At 45.1% G+C, this 25442-nt stretch carries 25 protein-coding genes and 1 other annotated feature; of the genes, 12 read left to right on the forward strand and 13 right to left on the reverse strand.

Features of this window, described 5'->3' with window-relative positions; genetic code table 11:
- Window positions 1-9: 9 nt before the first annotated feature.
- Window positions 10-342, forward strand: a complete 333-nt coding sequence (licA, locus tag NZD81_RS12705) for a PTS lichenan transporter subunit IIA (protein WP_134974924.1) — start codon at window positions 10-12, stop codon at window positions 340-342.
- On the forward strand, window positions 339-1667 hold the full coding sequence (gene licH, locus NZD81_RS12710; protein WP_040081400.1) for a 6-phospho-beta-glucosidase LicH: 1329 nt from the start codon (window positions 339-341) through the stop codon (window positions 1665-1667). Before licA ends, licH begins: the two co-directional genes overlap by 4 nt.
- Window positions 1668-1700: 33 nt before the next feature.
- Here the strand turns inward: licH and NZD81_RS12715 are convergent, their stop codons facing one another.
- The 7 genes from NZD81_RS12715 to NZD81_RS12745 form a co-directional block, all read right to left on the reverse strand.
- Window positions 1701-2792, reverse strand: coding sequence for a branched-chain amino acid aminotransferase (locus tag NZD81_RS12715; protein ID WP_040081401.1), 1092 nt, complete (start codon window positions 2790-2792; stop codon window positions 1701-1703).
- Window positions 2793-2932: 140 nt separating this feature from the next.
- Entirely contained in the window at window positions 2933-3691 is a 759-nt protein-coding gene (locus NZD81_RS12720; RefSeq protein WP_289860654.1) for an SDR family oxidoreductase, read from the reverse strand.
- An 87-nt stretch (window positions 3692-3778) separates the two neighbouring features.
- Window positions 3779-4957: a D-alanyl-lipoteichoic acid biosynthesis protein DltD gene (dltD, locus tag NZD81_RS12725; protein ID WP_282373797.1), complete on the reverse strand. Its 1179-nt coding sequence runs from the start codon at window positions 4955-4957 to the stop codon at window positions 3779-3781.
- Window positions 4957-5193 (reverse strand): D-alanine--poly(phosphoribitol) ligase subunit DltC, encoded by a 237-nt coding sequence (gene dltC / locus NZD81_RS12730; protein WP_003227325.1) that lies wholly within the window; start codon window positions 5191-5193, stop codon window positions 4957-4959. Before dltC ends, dltD begins: the two co-directional genes overlap by 1 nt.
- 16 nt (window positions 5194-5209) lie before the next feature.
- On the reverse strand, window positions 5210-6397 hold the full coding sequence (gene dltB, locus NZD81_RS12735; protein ID WP_014665890.1) for a D-alanyl-lipoteichoic acid biosynthesis protein DltB: 1188 nt from the start codon (window positions 6395-6397) through the stop codon (window positions 5210-5212).
- A complete protein-coding gene (gene dltA / locus NZD81_RS12740) occupies window positions 6394-7905 on the reverse strand; it encodes a D-alanine--poly(phosphoribitol) ligase subunit DltA (protein WP_147772699.1) in 1512 nt (503 codons plus the stop codon). Before dltA ends, dltB begins: the two co-directional genes overlap by 4 nt.
- 17 nt (window positions 7906-7922) lie before the next feature.
- Complete coding sequence (locus NZD81_RS12745) at window positions 7923-8072, reverse strand: teichoic acid D-Ala incorporation-associated protein DltX (protein ID WP_003227330.1); 150 nt, start codon at window positions 8070-8072, stop codon at window positions 7923-7925.
- Window positions 8073-8221: 149 nt separating this feature from the next.
- Between NZD81_RS12745 and NZD81_RS12750 the strand changes: the two genes are divergently transcribed.
- The 6 genes from NZD81_RS12750 (at window position 8222) to NZD81_RS12775 (ending at window position 12856) form a co-directional block, all read left to right on the forward strand.
- Entirely contained in the window at window positions 8222-8356 is a 135-nt protein-coding gene (locus NZD81_RS12750; protein ID WP_052438131.1) for a hypothetical protein, read from the forward strand.
- A 161-nt stretch (window positions 8357-8517) separates the two neighbouring features.
- Entirely contained in the window at window positions 8518-9453 is a 936-nt protein-coding gene (locus NZD81_RS12755; protein WP_136653929.1) for a 1,4-dihydroxy-2-naphthoate polyprenyltransferase, read from the forward strand.
- A 141-nt stretch (window positions 9454-9594) separates the two neighbouring features.
- Complete coding sequence (gene ywaC / locus NZD81_RS12760) at window positions 9595-10227, forward strand: GTP pyrophosphokinase YwaC (protein WP_014665885.1); 633 nt, start codon at window positions 9595-9597, stop codon at window positions 10225-10227.
- A gap of 138 nt (window positions 10228-10365) precedes the next feature.
- A complete protein-coding gene (locus NZD81_RS12765) occupies window positions 10366-11559 on the forward strand; it encodes an MFS transporter (protein ID WP_069150569.1) in 1194 nt (397 codons plus the stop codon).
- Between the two features lie 6 nt (window positions 11560-11565).
- Complete coding sequence (locus NZD81_RS12770) at window positions 11566-11949, forward strand: carboxymuconolactone decarboxylase family protein (RefSeq protein WP_069150568.1); 384 nt, start codon at window positions 11566-11568, stop codon at window positions 11947-11949.
- Window positions 11950-12016: 67 nt separating this feature from the next.
- Window positions 12017-12856, forward strand: a complete 840-nt coding sequence (locus NZD81_RS12775; RefSeq protein WP_069150567.1) for a helix-turn-helix transcriptional regulator — start codon at window positions 12017-12019, stop codon at window positions 12854-12856.
- A gap of 46 nt (window positions 12857-12902) precedes the next feature.
- Here the strand turns inward: NZD81_RS12775 and ywaD are convergent, their stop codons facing one another.
- The 3 genes from ywaD to ywaE all read right to left on the reverse strand — a co-directional run bounded on the left by ywaD (window position 12903) and on the right by ywaE (window position 16432).
- Complete coding sequence (gene ywaD / locus NZD81_RS12780) at window positions 12903-14270, reverse strand: aminopeptidase YwaD (RefSeq protein ID WP_289860669.1); 1368 nt, start codon at window positions 14268-14270, stop codon at window positions 12903-12905.
- Window positions 14271-14425: 155 nt separating this feature from the next.
- Window positions 14426-15667 carry a tyrosine--tRNA ligase gene (tyrS, locus tag NZD81_RS12785; RefSeq protein WP_289860671.1) on the reverse strand — a complete coding sequence of 414 codons (1242 nt, stop codon included), beginning with the start codon at window positions 15665-15667 and terminating at the stop codon, window positions 14426-14428.
- A gap of 40 nt (window positions 15668-15707) precedes the next feature.
- Window positions 15708-15922, reverse strand: a binding site (T-box leader).
- Window positions 15917-16432 carry a tyrZ transcriptional regulator YwaE gene (gene ywaE, locus NZD81_RS12790; protein WP_014665879.1) on the reverse strand — a complete coding sequence of 172 codons (516 nt, stop codon included), beginning with the start codon at window positions 16430-16432 and terminating at the stop codon, window positions 15917-15919. (Overlaps the previous feature by 6 nt.)
- 143 nt (window positions 16433-16575) lie before the next feature.
- Between ywaE and NZD81_RS12795 the strand changes: the two genes are divergently transcribed.
- Together NZD81_RS12795 and NZD81_RS12800 are read left to right on the forward strand one after the other, a co-directional pair.
- Window positions 16576-17289, forward strand: a complete 714-nt coding sequence (locus NZD81_RS12795) for a YwaF family protein (protein ID WP_134974933.1) — start codon at window positions 16576-16578, stop codon at window positions 17287-17289.
- Between the two features lie 109 nt (window positions 17290-17398).
- Complete coding sequence (locus NZD81_RS12800; RefSeq protein WP_040081424.1) at window positions 17399-18259, forward strand: glycosyltransferase family 8 protein; 861 nt, start codon at window positions 17399-17401, stop codon at window positions 18257-18259.
- A gap of 52 nt (window positions 18260-18311) precedes the next feature.
- Here the strand turns inward: NZD81_RS12800 and sacY are convergent, their stop codons facing one another.
- The 3 genes from sacY to epr form a co-directional block, all read right to left on the reverse strand.
- A complete protein-coding gene (gene sacY / locus NZD81_RS12805) occupies window positions 18312-19154 on the reverse strand; it encodes a transcription antiterminator SacY (RefSeq protein WP_040081426.1) in 843 nt (280 codons plus the stop codon).
- 53 nt (window positions 19155-19207) lie between these two features.
- Entirely contained in the window at window positions 19208-20587 is a 1380-nt protein-coding gene (gene sacX / locus NZD81_RS12810) for a SacY negative regulator SacX (RefSeq protein ID WP_134974934.1), read from the reverse strand.
- A gap of 430 nt (window positions 20588-21017) precedes the next feature.
- Window positions 21018-22955 carry a minor protease Epr gene (epr, locus tag NZD81_RS12815; protein WP_172641025.1) on the reverse strand — a complete coding sequence of 646 codons (1938 nt, stop codon included), beginning with the start codon at window positions 22953-22955 and terminating at the stop codon, window positions 21018-21020.
- 227 nt (window positions 22956-23182) lie between these two features.
- Here epr and celB point away from each other — a divergent pair, with 227 nt between their 5' ends.
- Both celB and NZD81_RS12825 read left to right on the forward strand, forming a co-directional pair.
- The gene (celB, locus tag NZD81_RS12820) at window positions 23183-24517 is read left to right on the forward strand and encodes a PTS cellobiose transporter subunit IIC (RefSeq protein WP_069838448.1); all 1335 of its coding nucleotides are present in this window, start codon (window positions 23183-23185) and stop codon (window positions 24515-24517) included.
- Between the two features lie 78 nt (window positions 24518-24595).
- Window positions 24596-25273, forward strand: a complete 678-nt coding sequence (locus NZD81_RS12825; RefSeq protein WP_282373793.1) for a DUF2711 domain-containing protein — start codon at window positions 24596-24598, stop codon at window positions 25271-25273.
- Window positions 25274-25442: the final 169 nt, after the last annotated feature.

Raw genomic sequence — 25442 nt, forward strand, 5'->3', positions numbered from 1 at the left:
GTGAATCGCGTGAATGAGAAAATGGAACAAATCATTTTTCAAATTATCCTTCACGGAGGAAACGGAAGGAGCTCCGCAATGGAGGCCATTGCCGTAGCGAAAAGCGGCGACGCAGAAGAAGCGCGGAAAAAGCTTCAAGACGCTGCTGAAGAATTGTCAAAAGCCCATCACTATCAGACAGAGCTGATCCAAAATGAAGCGGGCGGAGATAAAACGGAAATGACGCTTCTGATGGTTCATGCACAGGATCATTTAATGAATGCAATGACAGTGAAGGATATGGCTGCAGAGATCATTGAGTTATATGAAAAAATCACCGAGCAAAGGGGAGCAAGCATATGACAAAAGGATTGAAGATTGTAACGATTGGCGGAGGTTCAAGCTATACGCCCGAGCTAGTGGAAGGGTTCATTAAACGGTATGATGAGCTGCCTGTGCGTGAATTATGGCTCGTCGATATCCCTGAGGGCGAAGAAAAGCTGAATATTGTCGGCACACTCGCCAAACGGATGGTTGAAAAAGCAGGCGTCCCGATTGACATTCATCTTACGCTCGACCGGAGAAAAGCGCTGAAAGACGCAGACTTTGTCACGACTCAATTCCGTGTCGGACTTTTGCAGGCAAGAGCAAAGGATGAGCGCATTCCACTAAAATACGGAGTAATTGGCCAGGAAACAAACGGTCCGGGAGGCCTGTTTAAAGGATTACGCACGATTCCGGTCATCCTTGAGATCGCAAAGGACATAGAAGAGCTCTGCCCGAACGCTTGGCTTGTTAACTTCACAAACCCTGCCGGCATGGTAACAGAAGCCTTGCTTCGCTACTCCAACCTGAAGAAAGTCGTCGGTCTTTGTAATGTTCCAATCGGCATCAAAATGGGCGTAGCCAAAGCGCTTGATGTAGATGTGGACCGCGTAGAAGTCCAATTCGCCGGACTGAATCATATGGTGTTCGGGCTGGATGTTTTCTTGGACGGCGTAAGTGTGAAAGAGCAAGTCATCGAGGCGATGGGTGACCCGAAAAACGCGATGACGATGAAAAATATCTCAGGCGCCGAATGGGAACCGGATTTCTTAAAAGCGCTCAATGTGATCCCTTGCGGCTATCACCGTTACTATTTCAAAACAAAAGAAATGCTGGAGCACGAACTGGAAGCATCACAAACGGAGGGCACCCGCGCTGAAGTCGTGCAGAAGGTCGAAAAAGAGCTGTTTGAGCTCTATAAAGATCCGAACCTTGCGATCAAACCGCCGCAGCTGGAAAAACGGGGCGGAGCTTACTACAGTGATGCAGCATGTAACCTAATCAGCTCCATTTACAATGATAAACATGACATTCAGCCGGTGAACACGATCAATAATGGTGCAATAGCGAGCATTCCAGACGATTCCGCAGTTGAAGTGAACTGTGTGATGACGAAAACAGGCCCTAAGCCAATTGCTGTCGGCGACTTGCCGGTGTCTGTCCGCGGCCTCGTCCAGCAAATCAAATCCTTTGAGCGTGTCGCGGCAGAAGCGGCAGTTACAGGTGACTATCAAACCGCCCTCCTTGCCATGACGATTAACCCGCTTGTCCCATCCGATACTGTGGCCAAACAGATTTTAGACGACATGCTGGAGGCGCACAAAGCGTATCTGCCGCAGTTCTTCAACAAAATTGAAGCGTAAAAAAAGCCGGCCTGTAATGGTCCGGCTTTTTTCTTACTTGCTTTCAGTCAGTGCTGCAACTTCGGTCGTCCATCCGAATTCGTCTGTGACAGCGCCTTTTTGAATGCCTGTAATCGTGTCATATAGTTTTTTTGCGATTTCCCCTGTTTCACCATTGTTAATTGACAGTGTTTCACCCTGCCAAATCAGCTCGCCGACTGGCGAAATAACGGCTGCTGTACCTGTTCCGAAGGCTTCTTCAAGGATGCCGTCTTTATGGGCTTGGATGACCTCATCGATCGCAATTTTTCGTTCTGAAACAGGAAAGCCCCAGTGCTTAAGCAAGGTAATGACAGAATTGCGCGTAATGCCTTCCAGGATGCTGCCGTTCAGCATCGGTGTTACGATTTCACCATTGATTTTGAAGAAAATGTTCATGCTTCCGACTTCTTCGATGTATTTCTTTTCGATTCCGTCCAGCCAAAGCACTTGTGAAAATCCTTTCTCTTCGGCTACCTGCTGCGCTTTTAAGCTTGAAGCGTAGTTCCCTGCGGTTTTGGCATTTCCTGTTCCGCCTTTTACCGCACGGACAAATTCACTTTCAACAGCGATTTTGACAGGCTTAATGCCTTCTTTGTAATAAGAGCCGACCGGAGAAAGAATGATCAAGAGCTTATACGTGTGAGATGCCGCAACACCAAGAAAAGGCTCGGTTGCGATGATGAACGGACGGATATAAAGGGATGTGCCCTCCGCATTTGGAATCCAGTCTTTATCAATTGCGACAAGCTGCTTTAAGCCTTCAAGAACCTGTTCTTCATCAATTTGCGGGATGCAGAGGCGGTCGTTTGATTGATTCAGGCGTTCCATATTTTTTTCCGGTCTGAAAAGCAGGACATGGTCATCCTCTGACACGTAAGCCTTTAACCCTTCAAACACGGTTTGGCCGTAGTGATAGACCATCGCGGCCGGATCCATTGATAAGGGCTGATAAGGAATGATTCTTGGATCATACCAACCTTTATCTGCCGCATAGTCCATTACAAACATGTGGTCTGTAAACACTCTTCCGAACGAAAGCTGATTTGGGTCTGGTTTCGGTTTTTTTGTTGATGTCAATTCAACGCGAATCGTTTGTTTAGTCATGGTCAATCTCCCTGCTGTTAAATTGTTTATATTATCAAACTTATTTGAAAATAATTATATTCTATTGTATACCTTCAACAAATAATCGCAATAGGTTTGCTCAAATTTGTAAGAAATTCATATGAAAAAAGCAGGAGAAATTAATTCTCCTGCGAGTTCATTTGCTCGAATACCCTGTCATAATCGGCGCGAGTGGCATCCCGAAGACCCTCAACACGTTCATTTGTAATCTCCTGTTTGCCTTCCTTCAAGCGGTCCCAGAAATATTGAACATATTCTTCAGATGAAATGCCCCGGTACGTCAGGCCTTGTTTATCGCGCGATTTTTGGTTTAAGCCCGTGTCCACCATAGGAGGCGCCATTTCAATCACTTCCACGCTTGTATCGCGAAGCTGGTGTCTGAGCGTAAGCGAGAACGAGTGAAGTGCCGCTTTTGTTGCACAGTACACCGGATAAACAGCTAACGGGTTAAAAGCAAGCCCGGATGTAACCTGCACGATTGCCGCCTCGGGCTGCTTCATCAAATGAGGCGTAAAAAGGGCGGATAAATGGACAGGCGCTTGGAAATTAAGTTCAATTTCGTCTCCGTCCACAAAAAGCTCCTCTGTCCCTTTTTTAAAGTCAATTTCCTTTTGAATGCCGGCGTTGTTGACGAGAACATTCAGGGCCGGAAATTCCTTTAGCGCCCATTCAAACAATGCTTCCCGCTGCGACCGGTCTGCCACATCACATTGCTTTGTATGGATGTTTGGGAGCTGCTGCTTCGCTTCTGCAAGACGTGCCTCGCTGCGTCCGCAAATGATGACTTCATTGCCGAGCTCCAGCAGCCGTTTGGCCAGTTCAAGCCCGATGCCAGCAGAACCCCCTGTGATTAAAACCGTATTGCCTGTCATCTTCATGGATGTAACACCTCTTATTCAGTTGGCTGATTTCCTTTACTATTTCAAATCTTAGCAGGAAATATACAGCCGCGTCCTATGAGATGCTCAGGATGAAGTGACTTTACCGGTTTTATAAAATTCGTCAATTGCTTTATCGACATACACCCAGCCTTTCCAGCCAATGTGGATGGTGTCTTTCATGAAATACGGGTCATATTCATGCCCTGAGAAATCAGCAACCTGGAAGCCCTTGGCTCTGATTTGTTTATTTACCTTTTTGTAATAGTCAGTGCGTCCTTTTTTCGGGAAGCCTGTGTAATCGTACCATTTTCCGTTAACCGGAATAGTGACAAACATAGGTTCTGCGCCCGCATCCTTCAGGATATCCAGCATTATTTCAAAGTCGCCGTATTCCGGTGATACAGCATACGATCTTCCTTTGTTTTTCCCTTTCAGCTTTTGCACTTTTGGCTTCAGCTTTTTATAGACAGGGTTGTCGATACGAAAATCGTTAGACCCGGAGTGGCGTTTGCCCGATTGATCCGCCAGTTTATTCAGTTCAGACCATGATTTATCCTTTACTGACTGCGAGATATAACGCTTTGGTCCGGGTGTTTCTGTCGTTGAATAATACAGATCTTTCTTTTCCAGCATGCTGTAATACACTTTCGCCGCCGGCTTTAGCGCGTTCACTTTCCACCTCTGGCCGTTTACGATTGCTTTGCACAGCTCGGAAAGAATCGCGTCGTTTTGCACAGCCTTAAAGCGCAGCATGCGTTTCATCATTTTCTTTTTTATTTCAGGATTGATCTGATCATTAAACGCCAAATCAAGCCCTTGCAGCGCAGAATAGTTCGGCGCGAAATGCTGTTCATCAGACCCGCGTTTAATAAACCATTGCGGAGACACGATGAATACGATTTTTTTGCCCTTCAGCTGATCCATATGGGCAGCGAAGTTTAAAGAGTGAATCAATGATTGAGACCCGCCTTTGCCGACAAGGTATGGCGTGAATCCCTCATTGTTTACCTGAAAATAATTAGATGGGTGGAACTCGTCCAGCCGGGAAAGCTCAGAAGACCCGTAAATCGGAAGATATGTCGGATCTTTGAGCATCTGATCTTGTAAATATAGCCCTTGAAACATGCTCGGATTCAAGGCTGTTGCTGACTCTTTCACACGCTTATCGGTGATGAAGCCTGTCAGCCATGAAGATGGAATTGCGATGGCGCCTGCGAATAGAATAAACGCCAAAATAATTGGACCGAAAAAACGCTTTTTCATTATTTCAACTCAGACAGCTGATTTACAATGTTGTTAGGGGTATTCCAAACGTCCCGGTCAAATTCAGTGATCGGCACTAAAATATCAAAACGGTTTTCAATCGCAAGCAGCAATTCTACTGTTCCAAAAGAATCAAGCAAACCTTCTTCAAAAATTTCAATATCAGGATTTTCCTTTACGATGTCATCCTGGCAAACCTCTGCTAAAACGTCTAATACCTCTTGTTTAAAATCCATAGCTTTCTAATCTCCTTTAATGGTGGTGATGAAATGGTTTTCCTGAGAAAATATAAAATCCGAAGCAAACGAAATGGAACGTGATCACAATAGCAAGAATGGTTGTCCAGCGGTTGGACGGCAGCCATTTATATTTCTTATTCCACTTCTCGAAAAAGTTGTAACACGTCATCAGCACGGCGTGATAAAGGCCGTAGATGATATATTGCGGCGCAAGCCCGTGCCAAACCCCCATCAGCATAAACAGCAGGAAATACCCGATGTTTGAGACAGCCATGCGGTTTTTGATCCACTTTTTCTTTGTCATCCAAAATACGAATCTCATAAACACATAATCTCTGAACCAAAATGACAGAGACATATGCCAGCGATTCCAGAAATCTTTAATATTTTTACTGATAAACGGTTTATTAAAGTTTTCCGGAGATTTAATGCCCATAATGTAGCTGACCCCGACGGCAAACATCGTGTAGCCGGCGAAATCAAAGAATAAATACATGCTGTAGCCGTACATGTACAGCAGGTTCCCAAGAATCTTATTGTGCGTGATTGCGTGAAGATTCATGATGAAGTACGTATTGATCGCGTAGCCGATAATAAATTTATACAGGAAACCGATGAAGATTTTATGGATCCCCGTATACAGCAGGTCGGCGTATTCTTCTTTCGTCCAAGCCTTTTGTTCATCCTTGACGAACCGGCGGTATCTGTCGATCGGACCGGAGGAGATCGTCGGGAAAAACAGGATGAAATACAGCAGGCGGTGCAATGGCAGCTGTTCTTTCAGCAGTCCGTCTCTTGCTTCCATAATCAGCTGAACGCCTTTAAAGGTTAAATAAGAGATCCCTAAAAAGCTGATCAGGTTATGCGGCGGATGATGCGGCTGCGGGTGTGAAAGAAACGGCCATATTTTTGACAGAAATAAAGGCAGAATCGACGCGATAACAGCTCCGCAAAACACAAAGCCGCTGTTCGCTTTCTGCCGGTATGCCAGATAGCCGCTGACCAGGAGCACCTGCCATATTGTAAACAGGCACAGTGCAATGACCCCATGTAAGTCGTGCGAAAAAATTAAAGCCAATATAATGATAGATATGAACATGTTGTATGCTTGAAATCTTTTTCCGTTTAAGCCGAGGATGATCGTCGGCAGGAGAAGAATGCCAAGCAGTATAAAGAATAAAAACGAGCTGTAAGGCGTCATACAAGAACCTCTTCGCCAATGCGTTTTCGGTCAATTTTGCCGTTAGCCGTCATTTGAATGTGATCCTGATAGATAAATTTTCTCGGGATCATATATGCCGGAAGAGAAGCGGCAAGCTCTTTTTTAATAGCGCTTGTCAGCTGGAATTCCTTCTGGAAATCATGCTCCTCAGGCACAATAGCAGCGATCAGGTACTCAACTGTTCCGTTTGGCTGATAAGGAATCACGACAGCAGAGCGAACGTACTGTGACTGTCTGACATGAAACTCGATTTCCTCCAGTTCCATTCGGTAACCGTGAAGTTTAATCTGAAAATCCAAACGCCCTTGGCAGAAAATCTGACCGTCTTGAATAAAGCCGGCATCGCCAGTCCGGTATGCCCACTGGCCTTCATGAGAGAAAAACGCTTTTTCCGTCAGTTCCGGCTCACCAAGGTAGCCTCGGCTTACGCTCGGCCCTGCAATGACGATTTCCCCTTTTTCTCCATCAGGAAGCGGCTGTCCCTGTTCATCCATAATGAAAATGTTCATATCTGGTTTGGCGAAGCCCACTGGAAGCGATTCGCTGCGGCTGATCACGTCATCCGTAATTTCAACCGATGTGACAGCCACTGTCGCTTCAGTCGGGCCGTACGTATTAAAAACCTTTGCTTTCGGAAAACGCTCAAGCAGCGCTTTTGCCACAGAAACCGGAAGAACCTCTCCGCAAAACATAAATGTGTCCGCACCAGGCAGCAGGTCCTGTGAAAAACCCGGGTCCATCAAGCACATTTGCACAAAGGAAGGTGTTGATGTCCACACATTCAGCCCGGACTTCTTCAGCTCTTCAAATAAGATTTTCGGCTTATTCACAGCATCCTTTGTCACGCAATGTAAAGTCCCGCCTGATTGCAGGCACGGATATAGGTCCATGACAGATAAATCAAATGAGAATGGCGCTTGGTTTAAAAATGTTTTTCCGCCGTTGACTGGGAAGTCTGCACAAATCCAGTCTGTGAAGCTTTGAAGGTTAGAAGCGGAAATCTGCACGCCTTTCGGATTTCCTGTGCTTCCAGAAGTGTAAATGATATAAAACGTTTCGTGTTCTTTGACCCATTGATCTTCGGTGACAGAGCCGCCTTCGTTTTCCAGCAGTTCTTCCGCTGAAACGGCTTGAATCTGCTGGCTGACTGCATCAATTGGAAGTCCGGTTGCATGGATCAGCAACTCTGCTCCAGAGCTTTCGATAATTTTCGCAATCCGTTCAGCCGGAATGGACAGATCAACCGGAATATAAGGATGTCCCGCTTTGACGCTTCCCAAGAAGGAAACGATCATGTGCGGCTCCATATGGCCGTACACAAGGATAGGAGATTTCTTTTCCCCAGAAATGCGTTTTTGGATTGCGGCAGCCGCGCGGTCAGACTGCTCCCATAACTCCTGATACGTGAGCGACTGGCCTTGAGAGCGGAAGGCATCGGTTTGCGGATAAGTTTCCGCATGTGTTTGAATAGCATGTAAAAGTTTCATAGTTATTCTCTCTCCAATTAGAAATCGTTATAAATATATGAACCGGTATTCGCGGTGTGAAAACCATACATAAAAAACAAAACAAGCAGTATCATCAAATAAAAGCCTGTATGACATGTCCACTTGACAGCGGGTTTTTCATACAGCTGTTTCATTAATTGCAGCATATCAAAAATTCCCTTCCCGTTTTTTCGACAATCACATGATTATTTGACGATCAGATGCTCAAAAAGTTTCATTTTTTCCCTAAACTCCCTCAAATTAATATATCGGCGTCTGTTTTTAAAAATGAATCTTTATACCTGCAGGGGCAAGAATGGAATGTTTCGAGCTGATTCATAATAAAGGAAAAGATACATGGAGTCAAAAGATCTTTTTAACTTTTAAAAAGCGTAATGTACTTAAAAAAATTTTTCTGTACCTGTTCGATCAAGTGGAAGCAGAAACCTAATGAAATCGGGGCGGAAGCGTATAATAAGAAAGAAAACGCCTTCTTGCGGTATCTTGTGAAATAAGGGAGAAGTCATTATGATAGATAAGGAAGCAAAAGGAGTTTTTTATTAAGCTGCCGGCTGAAAAAAAGTAAGCCTTTTAATAGAAAGGAAGAGGAAGATGAACCAAACAAATAAGGGTGAGGGTCAGACAGCGCCGCAAAAAGAAAGCATGGGGCAGATCCTTTGGCAGTTAACCCGTCCTCATACGTTAACCGCATCGTTTGTGCCTGTGCTGCTCGGAACCGTTTTGGCGATGTTTTATGTGAAGGTTGATCTGCTGCTGTTTTTGGCTATGCTGTTTTCTTGCCTATGGATCCAGATCGCGACGAACTTATTTAATGAATACTATGATTTTAAACGCGGGTTAGATACAGCAGAATCAGTCGGAATCGGAGGGGCAATTGTACGCCACGGAATGAAGCCTAAAACGATTTTGCAATTAGCCCTCGCATCATACGGGATTGCCATTTTGCTCGGTGTCTATATTTGCGCGAGCAGCAGCTGGTGGCTCGCTGTGATCGGCCTCGTCGGCATGGCGATCGGCTACCTGTATACAGGCGGGCCGCTGCCGATCGCGTACACGCCGTTCGGTGAATTATTCTCAGGCATTTGCATGGGTTCGGTGTTTGTGCTGATTTCGTTTTTTATTCAGACAGATAAAATCAATATGCAAAGCATTTTGATTTCGATCCCGATTGCGATTCTTGTCGGCGCGATTAATTTGTCAAACAACATTCGCGATATTGAAGAGGACAAAAAAGGCGGCCGCAAAACATTGGCGATTTTGATGGGGCATAAGGGAGCTGTTACTCTGTTAGCTGCGTCGTTTGCCGTCGCTTATATTTGGGTTGTCGGCTTGGTTATTACCGGTGCCGCAAGCCCGTGGCTCTTTGTCGTCTTTTTGAGCGTGCCTAAGCCGGTTCAGGCTGTGAAGGGCTTCGTCCAGAAAGAAATGCCGATGAATATGATTGTCGCAATGAAATCAACAGCCCAAACAAATACATTTTTCGGATTCCTGCTCTCAATCGGATTATTGATCAGCTATTTCCGATAATAAAAAAGACCGCTCGTTTCGTGCGGTCTTTTTTTGTTACAATCGACCGCATTTTGTAAAAAAATTCATAGAACCTTACAGCTGACAGGGACGTCTAGTACATGGACAGCGGATAAAGTTCCGTTAAAGGAGATGACGAAAATGGATTTATCTGTAACACATATGGACGATTTAAAAACAGTAATGGAAGATTGGAAAAATGAATTATTAGTTTATAAATTTGCGCTAGATGCACTCGATACAAAGTTCTCAATTATCAGCCAGGAATATAACCTCATTCACGGACACAACCCGATTGAACATACAAAATCCCGTGTCAAAAGCTTTGAAAGCATCGTAAATAAGTTGATGAGAAAGGGCTGCGAAATTACGACGAGGGAAATGAAGGAGCATATTCACGACATTGCCGGCGTGCGCATCATCTGTTCCTTTATTTCTGACATTTATAATGTCGTAAATGTGTTGAAGCAGCATGAAGATTTGAGAATCGTAAAGGTAAAGGATTATATCCAGACACCCAAACCGAATGGCTACCGAAGCCTGCATTTAATCATTGAGATGCCTGTGAATTTAACGAATCGTGTGGAATACGTCAAAGCAGAAATTCAAATCCGGACGATCGCGATGGATTTCTGGGCGAGCCTTGAACATAAAATTTACTATAAATTGAACAATGATGTTCCTAAGCAATTAACAGATGAGCTGAAGGAAGCCGCGGAAATCGCCCATTACCTAGATGAGAAAATGCTGGGGATTAAGAAAGAAGTGGATTGATAAACAAAATGTTTTACAAAAGCGAAGCCTGACAGGGTTTCGCTTTTTTGCTTTGCTAGTACTTTTTATACCAGTATAAACTCACTTCTGTTTCCATGATTGAACCTGCTTTATCATGCATGAAGAAAGGAGGTAAACATGAGCCATTCCATTTCATTATCGAGAGGTTTGATTTTTCTTATAGCGGTGACTTGCGGGTTTACTGTAGCTAATGTCTATATCAATCAAACATTGCTTGTCAGCATGGCAGGCACGTTTCATGTGACGCCGGCACAAGCGGGGATGATTGCTACATTGGCGCAGATTGGCTATGCGGCTGGGAACCTGCTGCTTGTTCCATTGGGAGATCTTTTTGAACGCCGCCGCTTCATTGTGAGCCTGCTATTTTTAGTGGGGGTTTGTTCGGCCGCTTCAGCGTTAGCTGTAAGCTTTCCATGGCTAGTCATCACAAATTTATTATTGGGATTCTTCACGATTATTCCTCAAATCCTTGTGCCGTTTGCGGCAGGTTTAGCAAACGACAGGAACAGAGGAAAAGTGCTCGGAAACGTAGCCATCGGCTTGGTTTGCGGAATTTTAGGGGCGAGAGTAGTCAGCGGGGCGATAGATGCCCATTATGGCTGGCGCGTGATGTATTGGATTGCCTGTGCGGCAGCCGTCATCATTATGTTGATCATTTACTTCTGCTTTCCGAAAAGCAAAGGGACACATGCATTTCATTACGGAAAGCTTATTTCTTCATTATTTCCCCTTTTGATTAAGGAGAAAGTGTTAAGAAAAGCATGTGTAAACCAAGGCTTCATGTTCGGCGCCTTCAGTTTATTTTGGACGGCGTTAGTGTTTATGGTGAGTGAACCTCCATTTTCGTTTGGCAGCCAGACTGCCGGAACAATCGGTTTGGTGGGAATTGGCGGAGCTTTTGCAACGCCGCTGATCGGCCGGATTATTGATCAAAAAGGAGCTGCTTTTTCCAACAAGCTTTGTATGTCGTTTACCTTATTGTCATTTGTTTTATTAATGGCAGGCCAGACTTCATTGATTGTGATTGTATTGGGCGCTTTATTCATCACCATGGGCATTCAGGCGAATCAGGTGGCGTGTCAGGCGGAGATTTTCCAATTGTCGGCTGAAATGAGAAGCAGATTGAATGGCATCTTTATGGTCAGCACGTTTTTAGGCGGCGCCTTGGGATCGTATGCAGGGGGTGCAGTCTGGATGCTGTTTCATTGGAACGGCGTTTGTATTATGGGGATGATCATGGTCGGTATTGCCTTCAGTTCAAGGATTACCATAAATCGTACTACTAAAAAAGCGATATTGGAAGGGAGATAGAAGCTGGTGCAAACAAGTGAACGTTATAAAAAAGGGTTAGATATTCTGAAACAAATTGATGAGGAGAACTATGAAGCGATCGTGGACAATTTTAAACATTCCATCGCTCCGGACCTTGGTGTGCTTGCTGTGGAGTTTAACTACGGTCAGATTTTTTCAAGACCAGGTCTTGATCTGAAATCCAGATTATTAGCAACCGTTGCTGGATTGACTGCATTGGGCAATACCCAGCAGCTAAAATTCTATATTAACGGAGCCCTGAATGTCGGATGGACACAAGAAGAACTCATAGAAGTGATGATGCAGATGATTATTTACTCAGGTTTCCCGAATGCACTGAATACCATTCTTCCTGTGGCCGCGGAAGTATTTGCAGAACGAAACAAATAATATAAAAACCTTCTCCTTTTTATGTAGAATACTAATAGGAAATTCTATGCAGAAGGAGAGTGTGTATGTGGACAGTATGGCAGAAAAACGGAAAGAGCTAGGGGAGTTTTTAAAACTTAAAAGGGCACAGATTTCTCCGCAAGAGTTTGGATTGCCTATGGGCACCAGAAGGAAAACGACAGGCTTGAGGAGAGAGGAATTAGCCCAGCTGTCCGGTATAGGTGTCACATGGTACACATGGCTTGAGCAGGGAAGGGATATTCGGGTATCTACACAGGTACTGGAAAGCATATCGAGAGTGCTCAAATTGAATTACGAGGAAAAACGCCATGTCTTTCTGTTGGCGGGCCATCATGTTCCTTTAGATGATCAGGATGAAGAAAATAAAAGCCTTCCTCTGGCTGTACGGCACTTTATTGATCATTTAACCAATTGCCCTGTTTATGTGACTGACGAAAAGTGGGACGTTATTGCTTGGAACACAGCAGCTTGTGCTGTGTTCGGCAATTTTGGCCAAATGAGCAGAAAGGAAAGAAATGCCATATGGCGATGTTTCACCTCGAAGGAGTATCGGAATCTGCTTGACGACTGGGAAAGCCACGCCAAAAAACTGATCGCACAGTTTCGATCGACAGCCAGCCGGTTTCTTGGGGAAGCATGGATAAAAGAGCTGATCGATGAGTTAACTGAAAGAAGCCCGGAATTTAAAGAATGGTGGAACCACCATGAAGTATTAGGCACACACGCAGGAGAAAAAGTACTTCATCACCCGGCAGCCGGAACAATGGTGATGGAGCATATGACATTACAAATATATGACTCTCCTGATTTGAAACTGACCATTTATCGGCCGTTAGAAAAAGAAAATACAGTTGATAAACTGAAAGCTTTACTTATAGACGGCTAAACAGCTGATCATTATAAAAAAGACAGCACCCAAGTGCCGTCTTTTTTTATTTGATATCTTCATAAATGTCAGATGCTTTGGCCTTCATTTGTTTCTTAATGGTTTTCGGTTTCTTCTCTTTTTTCACAGCCTCATAGACAGCGGCTGTCACAAGATCGCCTGCTTGCTGGAGGCGGTCCTTGCTGATATGTTCGATCGAGTCTTCGGGGGTATGATACCATGGCTCAACTTCTTCTGTTTCCGGGTCTCCCCAAATAAAGTTGGCGGAATCAATGCCGGCTTCGTGGAATGGCACGTGATCAGATGATCCTCCCTGTGTCAGAGACAGGCTGTCAAACCCTATTTTTTCAGCGGCCGTATGGCTGGATTCCCAAACAGCGTTTGATTGGCCGTCCAATGTGTTGACATACAGCTCAGACGCTTTTTCCCAGCTTGTGCCTACCATATCTAAGTTGAAGTTCACTTCGCTTCGTTTTAGCTCTTTTTCGGATAGATGATCTACATAGTGAGAGGATCCGAGCAAACCGAGCTCTTCAGCGCCGCAAGCGATGAAGCGGATTTCTTTATCAGATGGAACGCTTTTTAAGACACGCGCCATCTCCAGCATAACAGAGGTTCCTGAGCCGTTGTCATTTGCTCCGGGCGAAAAAGGAATACTGTCGTAATGGGCCGTCACGTATACAATGTCTGGATGTTTGATATTCTTTGGTTTTTTGATTCCGATGATGTTCTGGGAGGTTTGGTTTGTGAATGCTTTTAGTTTTAAAGTGGCTTCTTTTTGCTGGGTAAGTGCTTCGCCGTCTTCTTTCTTAATGCCGACGACCGGAATGCCGGATTTATTTCCCGATAGGTTTGGCGTCATAGGCACGAGGCTTTCTTTGTTGTTATAAATGATGACAGCTTTCGCTCCAGCGGCTTCGGCATTTTTGGCTTTCTCGTAATAAGTCAGGTCTCCTCTGGAAATTAAGGCGATTTTGCCCTTGGCGTCAGCGGTAAAGTCCTTTTGATAGCCCAAGCCTGCATTGTAAAGCGGAGCCGTTAGTCCTTGTTCCTCAGTCGGAGCCGAGCCGGACGCCGCTTGGAGAAGAATATCGCGTCCTTCTGAAGACAGCGTTCCCTCAAGGCGGTCAGGAATGTCGAATCGTTGAACCTTTACATCAAGCTTTAATTTTCTCATTGATGAGGCGATCAATAGGGCACTCTTTTTTTCAGCTGCAGTTCCGGCTATTCTGGGTCCGATTGCTTCACTTAGCTGAGAAATGGTAGAGTACGCATGCTTTGCTTTGAATGGAAGCTCGCGCTCGCTATCTGATAGTTGTACAGCGTGCGCCGCAGGGGTAACACTCTGTGCCGGCAAGAGCAGTGTGCCGGCAGTTAAAACAGCCATCGTCATGACAGTCAAAAGCTTTTTCATCAAAAATAAACCTCCCCTAAATATATGGTTGGGGAATATTTCGGGATGCTAAAGGAGTTTCCTGCAAGATGAAGAGCGTTTTTGAAAAGACAGTGCTTTATACCTGCAAAAAAACGCTTATGAATGAAGGATCATAAGCGTTTCGGAATATCAAACTATTGGAGCTTTAAAAACTTGCGTTTGCCGACTTGGATGATCATATTCTCTCTTATCTCTGCTTTGGCGTGAACATCTGTTATTTTCTCTCCGTCGATGCGGACACCGCCGTTTTGAATCATGCGGCGCGCCTCGCTCTTCGAAGAGAGGAGTTCCAGCTTGACGAGCAGATCAATCATCGCTATCGTTTTCTCGCCTTTCCAGTTTACGGCCGGTATATCCTCTGGCAGGCTGTTTTCCTGAAAGACTGTTTTAAACGAGTGTTCGGCAGCTTCTGCGGCTTTCTCTCCGTGATACATTCGGACGATTGTTTTAGCTAAAAGCATTTTAGCATCACGCGGATGAACGGCGCCGGTTTCTAAGTCTTTTACCAGCTGTTTTTTCTCTTCAAGCTCTAAGTCTGTCGCCAAGTGGATGTATTTTTTCATCAGGCTGTCGGGCAGTGACATCGTTTTCCCGTACATGTCGTTTGGATGTTCGTCAATGCCGATGTAGTTGTGTTTCGACTTCGACATTTTCTCCACGCCATCCAAGCCTTCCAAGAGCGGCATCAGGATGACAACTTGTTTTTCTTTGTTGTATCGTTCTTGGAAATGCCGTCCCATGAGGACATTGAAATGCTGGTCTGTTCCGCCAAGTTCAATATCGCTTTCGAGAACGACGGAATCGTATCCCTGCATCAATGGGTAAAAGAATTCATGAAGCGAGATCGGTTTTTGCATGGCGATGCGTTCTTCAAAGTCGTCGCGCTCCATCAGGCGGGCTACCGTTATTTTCCCTGCTAATTCAATGACATCTTCCAGATTCAATGTTTTCAGCCATTTTGAGTTATAGTGAAGCTCGACTTTTTCTGGATCAAGCACTTTTCCGAATTGCTGAAAATATGTTTTGGCATTGTGCTGAACTTCTTCATCAGTCAGTTGCTTTCTGGCTGTCGATTTTCCGGTCGGATCACCAATTTTTCCTGTGAAATCCCCAATTAACAGCTGGACAATGTGGCCGTTTTCTTGAAATTGGCGAAGCTTATTTAACACAACCGTATGGCCCAAATGTACATCTGGTGCAGACGGATCTAATCCAAGTTTAATTTTGAGGGGTGTGCCTGTCGAAATCGATTTCACGAGCTTTGCCTTTAATTCCTCCGGCGGTATGACTTCGTGGGCGCCTGTCATGTATAGCTGAAGCTGTCTTTCGACTTCTTTTTGCTGTGCTGCTGTGAGCTGTTCAAATGTTTTCATCACTTTTCCTCCTTTTTTTAAACACAAAAAAGAGCCCATCCCGATAAGGGACGTGGCTCAATGCACGCGATACCACCCTGGTTGAAGACATCGTCTTCCGCTCATTCGAATAACGGTTTCCCGTTCTTTGCTACTTTTAAGGTTCACAAAGAAAGCTCGGGGAGGTAATTCACGTTTGCCTGTGCGCCGGCTCGCACCTTCCGCCGGCTCTCTGGAACAGGGAGACAAACCCTACTGGATTCCCGTCAAAGCTTATGTTGTATGAAGATTGTCAGCTACCTTTCTAAGCAGCCCTGTCAATGTTTTCTGTTCGTCCTTTGTCATTCCCGCTATGAGCTCTGTTTCCCCTTTGTGAAACTCAGGGTAGAGTTCTTCGATCGCTTGTTTGCCGGAATCGGTGATGGAGACAAACACGAGTCGCCGATCTCTTGTGTCGATGCTTTTACGGCAAAAACTCTTTTTTTCGAGCGTTTTGATCACGTTGCTTGCTGTAGCTGTAGATATCCCTGACAGCTCAGCGATTTTTCTTGTCTCGAGCGCTCCCCATACCCATAGATCATAAAGAATGGAGAAAGCGGTCCAAGAAAGGTTATAGGAAGAAAGAACCTCAGTCTCCATTTTGACACGGAGCCTTTGTGCAGACCGATACAGATTCGTAGCGATCGAAATGGCTTCCAGGTTGAGTGACTCGACGGGCATTTGTTTGAGCTTAGAAAGTGTATCGTGTTCTTCCTTCCGAAGCTGCTGATGTTGATGTGAACGTTCCATTTTTTAGGCCTGCCTTAAATTATCAGAATCATGAAACGAATTGTAACAGAGTCTGATGTGAACTTCAAGCCCATATATCGGTTGAATAAAAAAAGCCCAAACAACGCCAAAATAAACAAAAACCCGCAAACGGGGGTGCAGTTTTGCAAAAGTATGTTCAATCCGTCTATAAGCATGATCCGTTTCATCTGTTTTCGGCAGAGCATGTGGTAACGCTAGCGATTATCGCTCTTTTGGCCGTTCTGTTGTTTCTGTTTCAAGATGGGATTAAACGGTCTAAGGCCAGCCGGTTTTTGCGTTTTTTGTTTGTGTTTCTTTTGCTGGGTTCGCAAATCGGCTATCAAATATGGATGATCGCCACAGGCAGGTGGTCAGTGCGTACGTCATTGCCTCTCCAGCTTAGTGACCTGTCGGTGTATTTGTCAGCCATTATGCTAGTGACAAAAAGCAGGAAGCTGTTTGTATTTTTGTTTTTTGCCGGCATTGGCAGTTCGATTCAGGCTCTTGCCACTCCCGACCTCGGCATGTATTCTTTTCCGCATATCCGATATATCCTCTTTTTTATTTCGCACGGGTCCGTGTTTTTATCCTGTCTGCTGATGGCGGTGATTGGCACATACAGAATGGGCCAGCGCTCGTTATGGGTGACTGTCCTGCTTGTTAATGTGTACGGCGTCTGCATTTACCTGATTGATCGATGGCTTGGCGCGAATTATATGTATTTGACGAAAAAACCGGGCGGGTCCTCTCTCTTGGATGTTCTCGGGCCATGGCCGTGGTATATCGTCTCAGCTGAAGCTATCACGATCGCCAGCTTTTTCATTCTTTATTGGCTTTATCGCATCTTCAAAACATGACACCTTTTTTGTTGTATCACACATTCTGTTTTAAAAAATGTCGGAGAACGTGTTTATTTTTTTGAAAAAGGGTATGTAACTTGTACAACAAAAAGGGAGATGAATACCATTGAGGAAAGATGAAATCATGCATATCGTATCATGCGCAGATGATAATTATGCTCGTCATTTGGGTGGGATGTTCGTTTCTTTATTGACTAATATGGATCAGGAGAGAGAGGTTAAATTATACGTCATTGATGGCGGAATTCAGCCTGATAACAAAAAAAGACTGGAAGAAACTACTTTGAAATTCGGCGTGCCGATTGAGTTTTTAGAAGTGGATACCAACATGTATGAACATGCTGTAGAGAGCAGCCATATTACAAAAGCAGCGTATTACCGCATTTCGATTCCCGACTTAATTAAGGATGAAAGCATCAAACGAATGATTTACATCGATTGCGATGCGCTTGTCCTAGAGGATATTTCAAAGTTATGGGACTTGGACATTGCGCCATACACCGTTGCCGCTGTTGAGGATGCGGGGCAGCATGAACGCCTGAAGGAAATGGACATCACTGATACAGGGAAGTATTTTAACTCAGGTATCATGATTATTGATTGTGAGTCTTGGAGAAAGCAAAACATCACAGAAAAAGTCATCAACTTTATCAATGAACACCCAGACGAAGACTTTCTTGTGCTGCACGACCAAGATGCACTGAATGCGATCTTGTATGATCAGTGGTATGAACTTCATCCGCGCTGGAACGCTCAAACCTATATCATGTTAAAGCTGAAAACCCCACCGACTCTGTTAGGGCGGAAGCAATATAATGAAACGAGAGAAAACCCGGCAATCGTGCACTTCTGCGGCGGAGAAAAGCCTTGGAACTCCAATACAAAACATCCGTATCGCGATGAGTATTTCCATTACATGTCGTATACGAAGTGGAATACGATTGGGAACCCGGCGATCAACCAATAATATAGATATAAAAAACGCTTTTGAGATGATCAAAAGCGTTTTTTTGTTTGCTTCAGCGTGCGACTGACCGTTGGTAGAACCGCTGAATATGCATGGCGATGTAGCACAATTCTTTTTCAGGAAACTCAAAGCCGTATTCCTTTTTCACAAAGGTGCCGATGCTAAGGGCGCACAGGAAAGCATCCTTAAACCTCTCTTTAATGATGTCGATCATTTCTGCGTCCAGCTCATAAATGGATTCGCCCGCTTTGATATGCTGAATGGCAAAGCGGAGATGGGTCACGAGCCGTTCATAAGAGATGGTATCTTCCACGATATTGATAGACAGCTGAATTTCGATAATCTCGATAATATCACGGATCATTGTTGTAATATCTAGCGTTTGGGTCATATCGCCGGCATTGTTTCTTGCTGTGTGGATATGCATGGCAATATTGCCGATTTCATCATCTGGAATGTGAATCCCCAGTTTATCTTTAATCAGTGCTCTGGCCCATAAGCCGATCTGGAACTCCTTCGGATAAAGGACCTTGATTTCATTCAGCAGCGGATTTTTAATGACCATCCCATTGCTCAGGCGTTCAATCGCAAAGGAAAGATGGTCTGAAAAAGCGACATGAATGCGCTCATTGATTTTGATGTTCAGCTCTTTTTCGGCATGAGAGATAATTTGCTCAGAAATCTGAATATGGTCTTCAGGCAATGTTTCTAAAATCTCTTCGAACTGCTTATAGTCAGCTGTATCTTTTCTGATAAAGGTTTTTTCTATTTTTGACGGATCGACAATATCATTTTTCTTTTTGTCGAACCCAATTCCTGCACCCAAGAGAATCTTCTCTTCATTTTGATCCTTTACGACGATAGCATTATGATTTAAGATTCTTTTAATTTTCATAGCTTTTTTGTCCTTTCATCCCCCGTTTTATGAATGAAAACGAATAAATCCAGTTATTCTGTCTCTTCTTTAAACCCGAGAAACAATGTAGCTATAAAAGCAGAGACGGCGGCGATCAAAAAACCGATCATATAATGAACAAAATTCGCGGCGCCAAACGGCAGCACAATTGAAATCATCGGAATGCCTGTCAGCCCGTAGGAATTTGCCACAACTTGTACCGCAACTACGTACGCTCCGCCAATAGCACCGCCGATGGCTGCACCGATAAAGGGACGGATCAGTTTGAGATTCACCCCGAATACAATCGGTTCAACAATGCCTAAAAACGCGGTCAGAGAAGCGGGGAGCGCAATTTTTTTCAGGCTTGATTGTTTCGTTTTGAGGAATACCGCAAGCCCCGCTCCGCCCTGGGCCACATTCGCCATCGACCATATCGGCACTAAAAAGTTGACACCGACATGCGGATTCGCAAGCAGCGTTGCTTCAATCGCATAAAAGCTATGATGCAAGCCAGATAGGACGATAGTAGAGTAGATGCCGCCGAAAAGGGCTCCGGCGGCAATGCCGGCGTGATCATAAATATAGACTATCGATTGTGTCATGATTTGGCCGACGATAGAAGCGGCGGGATTCATCACAATCAGCGCGAGGCACCCTGTCACCATGACCGTAATAAAGGGAATGATCACGACATCAAGTGACTTCGGCACAATCGATTTTAATAGCTTCTCAATTTTGCTCATGACAAAAACGGAGAGAAGAATCGGTATGATGGAACCCTGATAGCCCATCATCGGGATGTGAAGCCCCCATATATCTAAAGAAGACGGGGTTTTGCTGCCGAGCATAGACGGGTCCAGCAGATCAGGGTGCGTCAAAAGCCCCGCGATCACTGCCCCTAGATATGGGTTGCTGCCAAATTGCCGTGCGGCACTGAAGCCGACTAAAATCGGCAGCAAAATAAAGGCTGTGCTGGACACGAGGTCGAGCATTTTAATCCATGGGCTGCCGGCAGCGAACCAGTGAAACACCTTAATCATGCCAATCAGCCCCATGAGCAGGCCGCTTGCTGTTATTGCCGGAATAATCGGCACAAAAATATCAGACAGTGTTTTCGCAAAAGCTGCGGCAGGGTTCAGCTTCCGGCTGGCTTTTTTCTGGTGAACAGGCTCTTCAGAAGGCGCGGCCTCCCACACTTGAACGACTTCTTTATATATTTTGTTGACGACGCCTGCTCCGAAAATAATCTGGAATAGTCCGTATCGGAAAAAGGTGCCCTGCACACCTTGCAGGTTCTCAATGGCACGTATATCAATTTTCGTCTCGTCCTTTACATCAAAACGAAGACGGGTCGTACAATGGCTGATGCTGATAATGTTGTTTTTTCCTCCTGCTAGCAGCAGTAAGTCTTTTGCAATCTCATTATGCAAGCAATCAAAACCTCCTTTGCTGAAGAAAAGTCGGCTTGTTCATCGTATCAAATGAAAAGTTGACAATCAAAATGAAAAAAGTGAGAAATACCGGTTGAAAATGGCAAAAATGCCCGCGTCGGTGACGGAGCATTAGTATAGGAATTGTTGTCCAAGGCGCCGTTATGAGACCAACACGAAAAGAAGAGTTAAAATGCCCTGCTTTTTTAGGCACTAATACTCCCTTTGCATCATTGGGTCTTGCCTGCCTGCCCAGTCACAATCCCGCCATATGTGGTGATAACTGTAATAACGTTCATTTTATGCTGTTCATGGCTGTATAGCAATAGTATGAAAAGCCTGTGCGATGGATGGGAAAAAGGTTGTGTGCGGTGTTCTAAGAAGATAAAAACCCTTTAAGACCTGGTATGCAAGTCTTAAAGGGTTTTGGTTACTTTTTCGCTTTGACGGCGTTCAGCCGTTTTTGCAGCTTTGTTTTTTCATTGGATGCTTTTAATTGGTTCACTGCAGACTGAGCGGATGTCTTCGATTTCTTTGTTTTGTCTTTCTCCGCTTTCTTTACCCTAGCTTTTGCCGTTTCGACTTTTTTTGCTTCAGCTGCCGCCACTTTTTTCTTCACTTTGTCTAACCGTTTTTGCAATGCTGTTTTGTCCTTGCCTGATTGAAGCTGATTGACAGCTGATTGTGCTTTTGCCGCATTTGCATCAGTTGATGTCTTTTCAGCGAAGGAGACGGATTGCTGCGCTGTTTTCAAATTGGTGCTTTTCACTTTGGCAAGGCGTTTCTGCAGGGACGTTTTTTCTGAACCTGCGGGCAGCTTGCCAACTGCTGATTGTGCGCTATCCACATCTGTTTTCTTTTTGCTTTTCTCCGCTTTCGCAACTTTGTCTTTCGCCTGCTTTGATGCGATGTAGCGTTTAACTTGGTCTAACCGTTTTTGCAGGTTCTTTTTGTCTGTTCCGTTCGGCAGCTTGTTAATGGCAGGTTGTGCTGTATCAACGGTTTGCTGTGTTTTGTACTTTTCTGCCTTTGCGACTTTGTCTTTCGCATCTTTTACATTTCTGTATGACTGTACTTTATCCAGTCTTTTTTGCAGGGCAGTTTTGGCGTTGGAGTCCGGCAGCTGGCTGACGAGTTCCCGCGCTTTGTCGATATCGGTTTGTGCTTTTGATTGTTCCGCTTTTTTCACCGCTTGCTCTGCTGCCGTGTACGCTGAATCTGTTGCCTGTGCTTTATACTGGATTAAGCCGTAGCCAAATTGCTGATCGCGGCCTGCGGTACCAAGATCAACGATGTTTTTCCGCATTTCCTCACGAAGCTGGACGTTTGTCTCGTCAGGGTCACGCTGTTTTAACAAAGCAAACATGGCAGCGGCGTGCGGTGTCGCTTGGGATGTTCCGCTTCCTGTCGCATAATACTGGTTTACGTAAGTGCTTGTGATGTTTGTTCCCGGCGCTGAAAATTCAACTTCATCTCCAGTTGTTGAGAAGGAGGCAAGCTGATTCTTTTCGTTTGTTGCCGAAACTGCAACGACACTGCTGTACGCCGCCGGATAATTCACTGGCTTTCCGTTTCCGTCATTCCCGCTTGCTGCAACAAGCAGAACGCCTTGCTCATATGCTTTGTCCACGGCGTCATGAAGGATTTTGCTGTCTGACGTCGTGCCAAGGCTCATATTGACGATGTCCATCCTGTTTGCGATCGACCAGTCAATTCCTTGGAGAAGGCTTTGAAGATCCCCCGAGCCGTTCTGATCAAGCGCTTTAACCGCGTATATTTGTGCTTCCGGTGCGATGCCGTCAATTCCGTAGCCATTGTGCTTGGCTCCGATAATCCCTGCGACATGTGTTCCGTGGCCGTTATCATCTTTGTAAGAAGAGGTATAACTGACAGCTGAATACCCGCCGGCAATCGACAGGTCATCGTGGGGGGAGATTCCGCTGTCAATGACGGCAATTTTGACACTTTTTCCTGTCAGTCCTGCCTTCCAGGCCTGTTTTACCTGAATGGGCTCAAGGTTCCATTGCTCGAAGTTGTCAGAGGTGTCAGCGCCGTCTGACAGCACTTTGAAATCCGTGCTGTCTGCTGCGGTAAAGGATACGTTATTTTCTACATACAAAATATCAGGATCCTGCTTTAATTCTTTTACTGTCTCCTGATCTGCTGTGACTGCTACTGCGGGAAGATGCTTATACTGCTTTTCAACATCAGCATCGCTGTCCAGGATGGTTTCCTTTCCGGCCTTGTTTTTATAAACCACAATGACCTCTTTCTCGCTGCTGTTTTGCGCATGAGCGAGAGGGCCTATGGCGAGAAAACTGAAAAACAGGGTGACTGATACAACAAGTTTGCAAGACATGTTTTTCATGATTCATCTCCTTTTTCTATGATGTTTGATATATATATCGGAGAAAAAAAGAGAGATTGATAGTAAGAAGGAAAAAAATTTTCATGGGCAGGGTTGTTTAGCAAAATGCAGATTTTTTCCGCAGGAAGAGGAAATTTTCCAAATGAATTTGTAAGCGTTTTCAAAATAAGATAAAGAAAACATTGCGGAGGTTGTTCACAAAGCAATGAGAAAAGGGGGCTTTTCAGATGAGCGCATTCACTCGGGTAATGGAAGAAAAAATAATGCCTGTCGCCGGGAAAATTGCCGGACAGCGGCATCTCAGCGCTTTGCGTGACGGAATTATCCTGACCATGCCGCTGATTATTATCGGGTCTGTCTTCTTGATTTTAACGAGCCTGCCGATTCCGGGGTATGCTGATTTCATGGCGAGTGTGTTTGGGAAGGAGTGGGCTGATAAGCTCGGATATCCCGTCAATGCTTCGTTTGATATTATGGCGATGATCGCCGCTTTCGGGATCGCCTATCGGCTGGCAGAAAGCTATGGTGTCGATGCCCTTTCTGCCGGAGCGATTTCAATTGCCGCATTTCTATTGGCAACGCCGTTTGAGGTGCCGTTTACGCCGGATGGCTCAACGGAGTCCATCATGGTAGGGGGCGGAATCCCGATCACGCTGCTCGGCAGCAAAGGCTTATTTGTCGCCATGCTGATCGCTTTGTTTTCAACCGAAATCTATCGATATATTATTCAAAAGAATATCGTCTTCAAAATGCCAGACGGTGTGCCGCCTGCGGTAAGCAAATCGTTTGTCGCGCTGATCCCCGGCTTTATCATTGTGTTTCTCGTGTGGCTGGCGCGTCTTCTGATTGAAATGACACCTTTTCAGAGCCTGCACAATGTCGTAGGAGACCTGCTTGGCACACCGCTTTCCATCCTTGGCGGCAGTCTCGGCGGAAGCCTGATTGCTGAATTTGTGCAGATGCTGCTTTGGTCGTGCGGGATTCACGGGGCTTCCATCATTGGCGGGATCATGGCGCCAATTTGGTACGGCGCGATGGATGCCAACCGTCTCGCCTTCCAAGCGGGTGAGGCGCTGCCAAGCATTTTTACGACTCAGTTTTTTCAAATTTGGATCAATGTCGGCGGAAGCGGAGCGACGCTGGCGCTTGTCTTGACGATGCTTGTCCGGTCTCGCAGCAAACAAATGAAGCAGCTTGGCCGATTAGGGATTGGGCCCGCGCTTTTTAATATCAACGAGCCAATCATTTTCGGCATGCCGATTGTCATGAACCCGCTTCTCATTGTTCCATTCATCATCGCGCCGCTCCTCACGATTACCGCAACTTATATCGGCATGAGCACCGGATTGGTGGCGAAGCCGGCCGGAATCGCCGTGCCATGGACGATGCCGCCGCTCATATCAGGCTATTTGGCGACAGGCGGCAAGGTCTCGGGCGCCGTTATGCAGCTGGTGAATCTGTTGATCACCTGTGCTATCTACTATCCGTTTTTCAGAATATGGGATCATCAAAAATGGCGGGAAGAGAGTGCGGTTGAATCCGGAGATAAGAATGTGACGTGATAGACGATCAGCCTGTCATAGGGCTGATCATCTTCTTTCAAACGAAAGGAAATGTTAGAATATGTAAAGGAGGTGCGCATGTTAGATTATATATGGTTCGATGACGAATCACCGATCTTAAAACAAATACCTGTTGAATACTCATCAGCTGCTCTTATTTTTTCTCCTTTTATCCAAATGCCTGAAGGATGGGAGAAAGCAAAGAGAAAACATGATTACGAGCATATTTATCCAAACGATGATGAAATAAGAAGAAAAGGCAAGGCTGTTTCCTGGGAGAAGGTTATGTCCTCTTGCGGCTTGCAAACACATGCTGAGCTGGCGCTGGCTTTAATGACATCGATAGGCGCCTTAAGGGACGAGTGCGCGAGAGAGGATTTGGCTGAGCTTTTACATGAAAACATAAATGGAGACCTCTATTATCCCAGTGAGGATCATATTTCAAATTTCCACATTCCGGGTTTGATAAAGGTGTTAGGTATGAACGGATCTAATCGGTTTTATTTCGCAGAACCGATTGTGGAAAACAGTGGCTTTTTGGACATAACTGAGGCGAACTTGCGAACGGTTCTTGATGAAGCCGCGGCAGAGCTCGTTTTGACTGATGAGAAAATGGACTTTGTGTTTATGAGCGTATATGACTCATTCATTAATGTCTTTTTAGCAAAAGATAAAAACATCAATGACCTGGTTCAGCGTATGGACTGGGAAGCGATGGTTTGCGATGAATCGACGCATATCAGTTGGTACAGATAAAAAAGAACGTACTTCACAAAATGTACGTTGAATATGTTGAATTTTCCCTATTGTTTTGCTCTGTGCGAAGGCCTATATCGGTTTCTTGAATATGAAAGTATATATAAATAGACGCCAGTTTTTTTCTGTAGATTTTCTTTCTAAGCTCTTAACTGATAAAGAAAGTACT

Source organism: Bacillus sp. B.PNR1, from assembly GCF_030386235.1.
Taxonomy (GTDB): Bacteria; Bacillota; Bacilli; order Bacillales; family Bacillaceae; genus Bacillus; species Bacillus stercoris.